An 11,620-nucleotide genomic window follows, 5' to 3' on the forward strand; every position below is an offset into this window, starting at 1 on the left:
TCGTTCCCTAACGATAGAACCCTTCACTCATTTAATTCCGTACCTCCACCGTCAATCCCCCAACTCCTCTGCTATTCCCATAAGCATCATAGGAATAGATATGAGTGTTGTACACCCCCGTCTCCTTGTTATGCTTGTGGTATGGAATACGGATTCTCCAGCTTGTACTGGTTATCCGTTCTCCCTCAATCCAAGGATTTTCCAGGTCATCTTGACCATTTCTTTCCGTCCAAGTGGGAAAGCGTACTGTTGTTACATTGGAGGAAATCCCCTCAACTGTAAGATCATAGAAACCACTACTGAGATAAGCGACGGATGGATACGTAAGCTTCAACGCATCTACCACTGTAAATTCCCATGCCCCCGCATATTTTCCATCTGCATAGATATGGGTGATGTATCTCCCAAGTTCTGAGTTATGTTTGGAGTAGACTACCGTTGCTTTCCATACCCCGTTCCCTATCTTCACCCCGTCAATCCACTCAATATCATCCTGATCTTTATAGGCCGTCCATGTCGGAAATTGGACTTTTTGGACCTTCGGATCTACCCCATAAATAAAAACATCGTAGGACACACCTGAAATATCCGTTTCTTTGGAGCCCCCTGTGCCCCCTTAACCGTAACGGTCGTACCACTAATTCCAGCCATCGTCCCATACTTGTCAAAGTAATAAAAATGAGTGAAATAATTCCCGGTTTCAAAATTGTGCTTAGCAAACGGTACCCGAATCTTCCATGTGGTATCATTGACCTTTTCCCCATAATCCAGGGATTCTCCAAATCATCCTGTCCATTATTTTCGGTCCATGTAGGGAAACGCACCTCACTAACGGTTCTGGCCACACCTTCCACTCTTACCTCATACGATCCATCGGCGAGCGAGGCTGCCTGAGGAGAAGTGACTTTGAGTGTGTTTTGAATCTGTGCCGTCAAACCTCCAGCGCCTACACCATCTGCATAGATATGCGTAATATAAGTACCGGTGATTCCACCATGCTTGGAGAGGACAACTGTGCATTTCCACAAACCTGGAGCAACTTTCTCACCGACGATCCAATCAATATCATCCTGACCGTTCAGTTCCGTCCATGTTGGAAAACGGACTTCCCGCACACCGTCCGGAACATTCTTTAAGTAAATATCATAAGAGACTGCCGAAGTACTGATCACATAAGGCTCAACAGAATAACCCTTCGTTCGCTTGAGCAGATTTCCATTAGGATCGTATGTATATTGAATCATCGAATTATCCGGCAAGATCTCTGTTTCAAGTCTGCCTCTGTTATACACAAAATTCTTCTGTTTCTGACTAGTTCCTGCCATATTGACAATGATGTAGCTGGAGGTTTTCGTTTCCTCTGCCCAAACTGCAGGGGAAAACAATATTGAAAATAAATAGATTAAGAGACTGCTTAAAATTATAGTTCTAAATTGATTTATTCTGATACATGAGAATCTCGTAATAGGATCATTGTTCCCCCTTTTAATTATTGATTTTTTTCTTATTCTCCCGTCCACTGCAAACTGCGGAAAATTGAATCGATTAAACACCAGATCCTGTTTAAATCCCAACAAGAACCAAAGCCGTATCATCCACATACGCCGTTCCTTTTCCATGTTCTCCGGTGGAGTTCATATGAAAATGAATACGGGCCGTTGTAGCGTTCGTCGGAACGTTCAGGATCCCCGACAATTTTACCCAGTCCATCGTATTCTGCTTGTATTCCATTCCATACTGACCAACCAACTGGTTATTTGAATCGAAGTAGTGTATGACGATCGACATTTGCATGTTGACCATATTCTCCAGCTTCACCCGTCCACTGATCTCGTATTTACTTCCTCCCCGTACGTTCGTATCCTGCCAAATGTTCATGCCCTGCTTCGCTTTCGGCATATCGCTGACATTAATTTTCTGTGCCCGGCTTCCTTCTGATACCGGGTTCGATACCACTTCGTATTGCCCTACGACTTCGGGGCTTACAAAGATGTTCCAGCCATCGGCTACTCCGTTAGTTTTGACACTCTTCTCGAAGCCTGGATTGAACAACTCATTAACTCTTTCTCCCAAGACCAAAGCCGTACCATCCACATACGCCGTTCCCTTCCCATGTTCTCCGGTGGAGTTCATATGAAAATGAATACGGGCCGTTGTAGCGTTCGTCGGAACGTTCAGGATCCCCGACAATTTTACCCAGTCCATCGTATTCTGCTTGTATTCCATTCCATACTGACCAACCAACTGGTTATTTGAATCGAAGTAGTGTATGACGATCGACATTTGCATGTTGACCATATTCTCCAGCTTCACCCGTCCACTGATCTCGTATTTACTTCCTCCCCGTACGTTCGTATCCTGCCAGATATTCATGCCCTGCTTCGCTTTCGGCATATCGCTGACACTAATTTTCTGTGCCCGGCTTCCTTCTGATACCGGGTTCAATACCACTTCATATTGCCCTACGGCTTCGGGGCTTACAAAGGCGTTCCAGCCATCTGCTACTCCGTTAGTTTTGACACTCTTCTCGAAGCCTGGATTGAACAACTCATTAACGCTTTCCCCCAAGACCAAAGCCGTACCATCCACATACGCCGTTCCCTTCCCATGTTCCCCGGTGGAGCTCATATGAAAATGAATTCGGGCCGTTGTAGCGTTCGTCGGAACGTTCAGGATCCCCGACAATTTTACCCAGTCCATCGTATTCTGCTTGTAATCCATTCCATACTGACCAACCAACTGGTTATTTGAATCGAAGTAATGTATGACGATCGACATTTGCATGTTGACCATATTCTCCAGCTTCACCCGTCCACTGATCTCGTATTTACTTCCTCCCCGTACGTTCGTATCCTGCCAGATATTCATGCCCTGCTTCGCTTTCGGCATATCGCTGACACTAATTTTCTGTGCCCGGCTTCCTTCTGATACCGGGTTCGATACCACTTCATATTGCCCTATGGCTTCGGGGCTTGCAAAGGCGTTCCAGCCATCTGCAATTCCGTTTAATCCGCTATAAGCTTCAAAATTAGAATTAGCCAATAAATTATTTGTTCTATACTTATGAATTAAATTCCCATTACTATCATATTGGCTCATTATGGTTCCACTCGAGTTACTGACTTCTATTAATTGTCCTGCAGCATTGTAAAAATAGATGCTTTCATTCTTATCTGCCAGGGCTAGTGAACTAAACAACAGTATTGACAAGAAACATACCAAAAATGTAAAACACCTTTTAGACATAGTTTTCTCCTTTATTTTGCCGTAGTTCTAAACTATCTTATCCATACCTTTCTATTTGACCAGCTTCCAACTTTGCGAGCTTGTTCCGTTGTCAGTGTAAATCTGCAAGCGCGTACCATCCGCAGTATTTCCTCCGGGTATATCCAGTACTTTGTTACTATTAACATTTATTAAGCTCATTGAGCCATCTGCATTCTGTCTAAAAATCCATTCCTGTGATGTTGTTCCATTATCTGTCCAGATTTGAACGGCTGATCCGTTGTCTGTGCCGCCACCTGATACTTCCAGAGCCTTCCCGCTATTCACATTAATCAATTTATACTTATTGCCGCCTTTATCATAAACCTGCCATCTTTGAGAAGTCGTCCCGTTATCTGTCCAAATTTGGACCGGTGTTCCGTCTGCAGTATTTCCTCCTGTGACATCCACCGCTTTTCCATTACCAGCATTTAATAGCTTATACTCAGCTCCATTTGAAATCGCCTTGACGAGTCTCCACTTCTGAGCGGTTGTTCCATTCCGGGTCCATATCTGCACAGAGGTTCCATTTGTTGTTGCTCCGTTTGTTACATCAAGAACTTTGTTACTATGTATATTTACAAGCTCATATGTGCCGTCACCCTTATCTACAAGGTTCCATGCCTGAGCTTCTGTGCCGTTATCATTCCATAGATGGATGTTTGTCCCGTCCGCAGTTCCTCCCCCGGCTACATCGAGGGCTTTTCCACTATTTACATTGATGAGCTTAAAGGAATTATTCAATGTACTACACAGCAACCACCGCTGTGCATCTGTTCCGTTATCTGATTCAATCTGAATTTTTGTGCCATTGGTTGTATTTCCCGCAAAAACATCCAGAGCCTTGTTACTGTTCACATTCATTAATTTATATTCTGAAGGCTTGCAGCTTAGATTCTTCTTCCCAATCAGGTTGCCGTTGTTATCATACTGAAAATTCACATATTTCCCCTCTGAAATAGTCACCAGACTTAACGCTCCTGTTTTGGTATAGGTGTATTTCATAGCGCCAGCTGTCTGGGAATTAACTATGATAAAAATGAGAATAACTATAAATGATATATACTTTTTCATAAAATGCATCCTCCAATCTTTTTATATGTTGAGATTAGGTAACTAGTGGGTAGCAACTAGATAGATATTCTAGTTCTTTTCAATTGATATTCACACTCCTAAGCCACTCTAAAATAAAGCTCAAATTCTTCCTCAGTAATCATAAGTCACTCTCTCCTCTTTTAAAATGGCTGTATTTTGTCGAAATAGTATTCATTTTGTCGAATTCGTCAATAAGTTAGTCACATCTTAAATAGAAAATCGATAATTTGTGTCTAGGAGTAAAAAACTGCTTTTCCGGAAACCAAAAACCCTTGGGAAATCCCAAGGGCTTTTGATAATATTTTATAGCTAATAGTAAATATAAGTTTTTAGTTGAGATAATTAATCGCTGGATTCCATGTCGTAGCATCATACCCATTGTTACCATTTTGGTTAACAATAAAGTAAAGGGCATCTCCTATCGTTACATTCACGTTAACAGCAGGAGTAACTCCAACAGCATCACCGCCATTTATATTCTGCCACCCCGATGCTGGCCAAACTTGGGTGCCATTTTTCATTATTTTTACCCGGACACCGTCCCCTTGTAGATTGATAGGATGCTTAGCTACTTTCCCCGTTATCCGTATGGGACCGGTTTGGGGTGCGACCCATTTCAGCGCTACATCATTACCGTCCGGATGCATCCACTCTTTGCTGATGATATCCCAATCCTTCTTCCCTCTCCATCTTGATTCTACAGCATTCCATGTCATATCTTCGTAACGTGTACCGTTCCATATTTGATAATACCAATTGCTTTGCCCTTGTTCTGTGCTGAAGGCGGATGAGAATTTTTCGATATAGGTTATCGCTGGATTCCATGTTGTACCGTCGTACCCGTAGTTACCATTCTGGTTAACAATAAAGTAGAGGGAATCCCCTATCGCTACATTCACATTAACAGTGGGAGTAATTCCAACAGAGTCATCGCCATTTATATTCTGCCACCCCGATGCTGGCCAAACTTGCGTGCCGTTTTTCATTATTTTTACCCGGACACCGTCCCCCTGTAAGTTGGTAGGATATTTAGCTACTTTCCCCGTTATCCGTATGGAACCGGTCTGTGGTGCGACCCATTTCAGCGCTACATCACCGTCCGGATGCATCCACTCTTTGCTGATGATGTTCCAAGTCTTTCTGCCCTGCCATCTCGATTCGGCTGCATTCCAAACCATGTCTTCGTAACGCATACCGCTCCAAGTTTGATAATACCAATTGTTTCTTCCTTGTTCTGTGCTGAAGGCGGATGAGAACTTTTCGATATAGGTTATCGCTGGATTCCATGTCGTACCATCGTACCCATTGTTCCCATTTTGGTTAACAATAAAGTAAAGGGAGTCTCCTATCACTACATTCACATTAACAGTGGGAGTAACTCCAACAGAATCATCGCCGTTTATATTCTGCCACCCCGATGCTGGCCAAACTTGGGTGCCATTTTTCATTATTTTTACCCGGACACCGTCCCCTTGTAGGTTGATCGGATGTTTAGCTACTTTCCCTGTTATCCGTATGGAGCCGGTTTGTGGTGCGACCCATTTCAGCGCTACATCATTACCGTCCGGATGCATCCACTCTTTGCTGATGATATCCCAATCCTTCTTCCCTCTCCATCTTGATTCTACAGCATTCCATGTCATATCTTCGTAACGTGTACCGTTCCATATTTGGTAATACCAATTGCTTTGCCCTTGTTCTGAGCTGAAGGCTGAAAGATATTGAAAGAAAGATTCCCCTGAACTTTTAGATTTAAGATTTCCATTCTGATCATATGAATATCTGACTGTTTCACCTGTTAGAGCACTTTCTTGAACCAACCTTCCATTCGTATCGTAAAAATATGACTTCATAGCCAATGCAGAATTTGAGGTGACATCTAAAAACACAAATAATGCAATGCCAAAAATAAAAATACATCGATTAAACGTGAATTTCATATTACAACTCCTCATTATGTCCATCTATATTACTTAATACCTTTGGATTCCCCCCATTTTCCAAGACAACCTTCTTACCAATCATAAGTCACGTTCTATTTTTTTCAAACGGTGGTATTTTGTCGAATTGAAATATGTTTTGTCGAAGGCATCAATAAATTAGCCACAACTAAGATGTAATTTTATAAATTTGTAAATATAAGAAAATCATTCGATCTCCTAATCACAGAAAAACCTTGAGAAAAGATTCAAGTTTTTTGATCTCCATATTTTATGCCATTCTCTGCAACTAGTGCCCTTTCAAACAGCCTTGATCTTGTGAAGAGATATTCGGCGGATAGACCAGACATGTACACACCGTTCAAGCCAGTCCCATAAACACTCCAAATAGGCTGATTCAGGCGCAGCGAACTCCAGTACCGAACGATTGACCGCTGCCAGGGAGAACATGAAAAAGATGGCGCTCCTTCTGTTCTCCTGGAAAAACAGGGAGCCTCCCTTCTTTTTCCGATTCAGATACGCTAAATCTAAAAAGAAACCCAAGGTCAACAATAACCTGAGCTTCTAGACAAACTGAGAGCCAGCGCCCATTGTCAGGTGCTGGCTCTATCTGGTGTGGAGTAAGACCTATTGCACCTGGTGACGCTTAAATACACGCCCGACAAAGGGCAGGCATACTGAACATATCACCACATAAAGGACGATTCTCACGGTAATAATGCTCAAGGTTAAGCCGGGAAGGGGGTATGAAAAATATGAAGTATAGTCCGCTGGAAAAACGGGCTGCACTGCCATGTACGGAAGCAGCATCAGAATATGATTCAGGATGCCGTTGGTTCCGCTCAGCCCCAGAAAGACAGGAAGCAATATGATTAGCACATCAATCACCAGCACCACAAATGCAGTTTTCATTTTTGCGGACAGAAGCAGGGTTACAGCGACCATCCCCAGCAAAACCAGATATAGGATGGACACACATACTACTGCTGCTTCCAGCATGGATAGATTATAGGGAACAGTAACATTCAAAATTTGCAGCGGCAGGTTCCAGCCCCCGGTCCCAAACGCGTATAATTGAATCCCTACAGCCAACACAAGATTTACGGAAAAGACAAGCAGTGCAAACAGAAAGGCCGCTGATATTTTGGCCTGGATCAATTTTGATTTCCCGTACCGGGTAGACAGGATGACGCTGTCAGCACCCGATTGATATTCTCCAGCGAATACTGGAGCAACACAAATGCAGATAGCAATAATAGAAACAATCAGCAATTCAAAACACTGGAACAGGCTCTTCCAGCCGGCGTGATAGCCGTATTCATAAGGAGTTTCAACCTGGCTGTTGTGGGTGTTCCAGAATTGCTTTTCCTGCTCTGAATATTTCCAGTCCGAATAGTCCATATCCAAGTAACTCTTAACTTTGTCTGCGCGCGCCTGATAAAATCCCGCAGTATCCTTGTTGAGCCGCATATCTCTGAGTGCGGTAAGTCCGTTATCGGTGACCTGCGGCTTCACAAAAGCTTCGTCAATCATTTTAAAGTAAGCGAAATGCGGCAATACAGAACGGGCATAAATGTCATCCTTCAAATTCACCTGATCCCCGTCTTTCACCACATTCTCAGGATTAGAGAACAATGCCTGATATGCTTTAATATCTTTGGCAACCCGTTCCTCAGTCAGTGTTCCTTCAAGCTCTTTAGCGTATTCTTTCTCAAGCCGGATTGCCGCCGTACCATTTACCTGACTGCCGTCACGCTCCAGCGCAATATAATTTTTGACAGGCATGATAAAGAATAAAAGGGTTAAGAACAAACTAACCAGAACAACAACAATGTTCATTCTCTTTTTGGCAATTTTCATAAACTCATATTTGAATAAATTGTTCATTTGGTCCCCCTATATTCGGCAATGTCATTCTGAAAATGGTACAAGTACAAATCCTCAAGCGTAGGTACCTCGTTCATGGCGCCGTCCATCGGGAGCTCATCACTAAGAACACGAAGGATGACGGTATCATCGTCCCCGTGGTGCAGATTGGCTACGCAAAAGGAACTGCTGATGGCAGGGGCCGCCTCCTTCGCAACCACACATCTCCACACCTTACCGTCCATTTCGTGCGCGATGTTGTCGGCTGGGCGGTTGATAATCAGCTTGCCGTCTTTGATCATTAGAACCGTGTCGGATATATATTCTATGTCGGATACAATATGAGTAGAAAGAATGACAATCTTGTCTTTGGAGAAGTTCGCAATTAAATTGCGGAAATGAACCCGCTCCTTCGGGTCAAGTCCGGCAGTAGGTTCGTCCAGGACCAGGATTCGGGGGTCGTTCAAAACAGCTTGCGCAATGCCCAGTCTCTGCTTCATCCCGCCGGAGAACGTACGGATTTTTTTCGCTGACACTTCAGTTAGGCCGACCAACGCTAATAGCTCTTTGCTGCGGATTCTTGCTTTCTCCGGTGAAATACCTTTCAGTGCAGCGACGTAGAGCATAAATTCCCCGGCTGTGAAATCGGGATAATATCCAAAATCCTGCGGAAGATACCCGAGGAGGCTGCGATACTCTTCCCCTAAATCCGCGGCACGGTTTCCGTCCAGATAAACATCGCCCGCGGTAGGATTCAGCACCCCGCAGACCATTCTCATTAAGGTTGTTTTCCCTGCCCCGTTGGCACCAAGCAAGCCATACACTCCCGGCTTCATCGTAATTGTCATTTGATCGACCGCAGTTTTGCGGCCAAATTGTTTGGTAAGTTTATTCAGCACTAATTCCATATCTCGTCCTCCCTCTCTGGTACTCTGTCCGCATTGCCATTGCATACAAAAAAATCCGCCTGCCCGGTATTTATTCTACCGCCGGCAAGCAGACTGAACTTTAAGATTGAACCGTTTATTTATTTAGAAAATCCTAAGAAAGCAATAAGTTTTTCTATTATCTGTAGTGATTACCGCCTGACAGCTTTAACCGGGCATGTTTACGCTGCAAATAGCGGGAACCCCCGGCAAATAGGACATATCCCAGAATTCCTCCCAGAAGGTTCAGGATAACATCGTCTATGTCTGCAGCCGCTCCAAGAAAATATTGCACAAATTCGATTGAAAAGCTTGCAAAAAAAATCATTAATGCCGTTCTCCCAAAAGAACGCATCACTGAAAAAACGATGGGCAGCAAAAATCCGCAGGGGATAAACATAAGGATATTGGCAAAAATCTGCACCACCATTTTATCCGTTAACATGCCCCCAGACTCATCTAACATGCGTAAAGGGAGCAGATTCAAGTGATGCTGCGCCGGATGGAATGCGTCTTGTCCCCATGCTGAAATTATGGTTGCATATAACACTATACAGCTGCATGCAGCGAGCAATACTATGCTCAACTGCCGGATTACACTTACCCGTCCCTTCAGCAAAAAGAATACCGGCAGATACAATATAATAACTGCTCCGATGAGTATGCCTCCTATAATAAAGTAACCCATTAAATCATCCATGGTAACCTCCTTGTGAGATAAGCGGCAGCTTTACACTAAATACGGTTTTTCCGTTTTCACTCTGCATGTCGATTTGTCCTTCATGCAGAGCTACAATTTCCTTGGCAATGGCAAGGCCCAGACCTGCACCTCCCGTATTCGTTGAACGGGCATCATTCAGCCGGTAGAACTTATCAAATATTTGATTATGCTTATCCGGCGGAATCGTTGTTCCGGTATTCGTACAGGTAACGGCTGCCATATCCTTCTGAACTTTTGCCGACACCTCAATGGTACTGTTATCATCACTGTAGGCAATTGCATTTTTGAGAATATTGTTAAAAACCCGCGCCAGCTTCTCGGAATCACCATACACAGTAATAGTATCTTCCACGTTAACAATCATCCTTTTGCCGGCAGGCGTGAGAGAGGGATAGAATTCATCCGGCATTTGGATCAACATATAGGAGAGATCGACGTTCTGTTTCTTAAGCTGGATCGTTTGCTGGTTATATCTTTCGACTTCAAAAAAATCATTGATCAGACGCTCCAGATGATACGCCTTTTCTAAGGTTATTTTCGTATAGTTCTCTTTTTGCTCTTTAGGCATATCAGGGGCTTCGTGAAGTAAACTCAAATAGCCAATGACGGAGGTAAGCGGCGTTTTTATATCATGTGCCAGATACATCACCAAATCTCTTTTATTTTGTTCCGCCAGCTGCACTTCCAGCTCACGTTTTTGGAGGGTTTGCTTAACGAATACCAGCTTCTGCTCCATGGAGGACATCTCCGGCGACAGCTTAATGTCTGCTTCATCCGTAACTAAAGCGTCAATTCCTGCATTGACTTCATTGAAGTATTTGGTGAACCACGATAACGAAAAGTAGAAGAATATAAGAAAAAAAGCCGATATGGCTATCAGCATGATGATCTCCCAATGATCCCGCAGCACACTTTCATAAATGGAAAGCGCATGATCATATTCGTAACCAAAAACATATTGTAACAGCCGGACCCCCGCCTCACCCAGCCGCCCCCGAACCAATGAATAAAGTACGTCCACCGCTATAAGAGCAAGGAGGATCAGGCTAAGCATTCGCACGAATACTTTCATTCTAAGCTTGGCATAATTCATATTGATCTGTTTATTACTTTTCAATTTTGTACCCCACCCCCATATCGTCCGGATCCATTTCGGCTGATCTACCGAGTCATTCATTTTTTCCCGTAGATGCCTGATATGCACAGTGATGGTATTGTTATTTTTATTGTAATATTCGTTGCCCCATACCGCATGGAATAGCTGTTCAGAGCTTATCACTTTACCCTTATTCTCACAAAGAACCCTTAAGATTGAGAATTCCGTAGGCGTGAGTGATAAAGGCTGCCCGTTCAGCCAACACTCATGCGTGTTCACATCCATTACCAGCCCCGAATAAGAGATGACCGCTTCATCTGGCGTTGGCATCGTCTGATATTTTTTATATCTGCGCAACTGCGCCTTTACCCGGGCCACCATTTCAAGCGGACGAAACGGTTTGGTCATATAATCATCAGCCCCCATGGTAAGGCCGGTAATCTTGTCGGTTTCTTCATCCTTGGCCGTAAGCATAATCACAGGAAAATGGTAGTTTTCCCGGATACGCCGGCACAGTGCAAAACCGTTCATATCCGGGAGCATAACATCCAGAATGGCTAAGTCTACCTTTTCGATTTCAATATACTTCAGGGCATCCTGCGCGTTATAAAACTTCGTAACCTTATAATTTTCATTTTTTAAGTAGATTTCGATTAGATCGGTAATGGCCTGCTCGTCATCCACCACCAGGATATTTTCAATCAAGTGGTAT

9 protein-coding genes and 1 pseudogene are annotated in these 11,620 nt (G+C 43.6%); all 10 read right to left on the reverse strand.

Going from position 1 to position 11,620, the window contains the following annotated elements:
• Positions 1-31: 31 nt before the first annotated feature.
• The 10 genes and pseudogenes from JI735_RS02140 to vanR all read right to left on the reverse strand — a co-directional run bounded on the left by JI735_RS02140 (position 32) and on the right by vanR (position 11,613).
• Positions 32-577, reverse strand: a complete 546-nt coding sequence (locus JI735_RS02140; protein ID WP_233476211.1) for a GBS Bsp-like repeat-containing protein — start codon at positions 575-577, stop codon at positions 32-34.
• The gene (locus tag JI735_RS02145; protein WP_233476212.1) at positions 501-1,619 is read right to left on the reverse strand and encodes a GBS Bsp-like repeat-containing protein; all 1,119 of its coding nucleotides are present in this window, start codon (positions 1,617-1,619) and stop codon (positions 501-503) included. The genes JI735_RS02140 and JI735_RS02145 overlap by 77 nt, the downstream gene beginning before the upstream one ends.
• Complete coding sequence (locus JI735_RS02150; RefSeq protein WP_202676994.1) at positions 1,564-3,042, reverse strand: carbohydrate binding domain-containing protein; 1,479 nt, start codon at positions 3,040-3,042, stop codon at positions 1,564-1,566. The genes JI735_RS02145 and JI735_RS02150 overlap by 56 nt, the downstream gene beginning before the upstream one ends.
• A 255-nt stretch (positions 3,043-3,297) precedes the next feature.
• A complete protein-coding gene (locus JI735_RS02155; protein ID WP_202676995.1) occupies positions 3,298-4,338 on the reverse strand; it encodes an RICIN domain-containing protein in 1,041 nt (346 codons plus the stop codon).
• A 350-nt stretch (positions 4,339-4,688) separates the two neighbouring features.
• Entirely contained in the window at positions 4,689-6,299 is a 1,611-nt protein-coding gene (locus tag JI735_RS02160; RefSeq protein WP_202676996.1) for an RHS repeat domain-containing protein, read from the reverse strand.
• 627 nt (positions 6,300-6,926) lie between these two features.
• The gene (locus JI735_RS02165; protein ID WP_039833785.1) at positions 6,927-8,186 is read right to left on the reverse strand and encodes an ABC-2 family transporter permease; all 1,260 of its coding nucleotides are present in this window, start codon (positions 8,184-8,186) and stop codon (positions 6,927-6,929) included.
• Positions 8,183-9,073: an ABC transporter ATP-binding protein gene (locus JI735_RS02170; RefSeq protein WP_039833786.1), complete on the reverse strand. Its 891-nt coding sequence runs from the start codon at positions 9,071-9,073 to the stop codon at positions 8,183-8,185. The genes JI735_RS02165 and JI735_RS02170 overlap by 4 nt, the downstream gene beginning before the upstream one ends.
• A gap of 157 nt (positions 9,074-9,230) precedes the next feature.
• The gene (locus JI735_RS02175; RefSeq protein ID WP_051051591.1) at positions 9,231-9,791 is read right to left on the reverse strand and encodes a VanZ family protein; all 561 of its coding nucleotides are present in this window, start codon (positions 9,789-9,791) and stop codon (positions 9,231-9,233) included.
• Positions 9,784-10,905 (reverse strand): sensor histidine kinase, encoded by a 1,122-nt coding sequence (locus tag JI735_RS35175; RefSeq protein ID WP_063822070.1) that lies wholly within the window; start codon positions 10,903-10,905, stop codon positions 9,784-9,786. The genes JI735_RS02175 and JI735_RS35175 overlap by 8 nt, the downstream gene beginning before the upstream one ends.
• Positions 10,906-10,918: 13 nt before the next feature.
• Positions 10,919-11,613: pseudogene (vanR, locus tag JI735_RS35180) on the reverse strand (VanR-ABDEGLN family response regulator transcription factor).
• Positions 11,614-11,620: the final 7 nt, after the last annotated feature.

Source organism: Paenibacillus sonchi, assembly GCF_016772475.1.
Classification (GTDB): Bacteria; Bacillota; Bacilli; order Paenibacillales; family Paenibacillaceae; genus Paenibacillus_AQ; species Paenibacillus_AQ sonchi.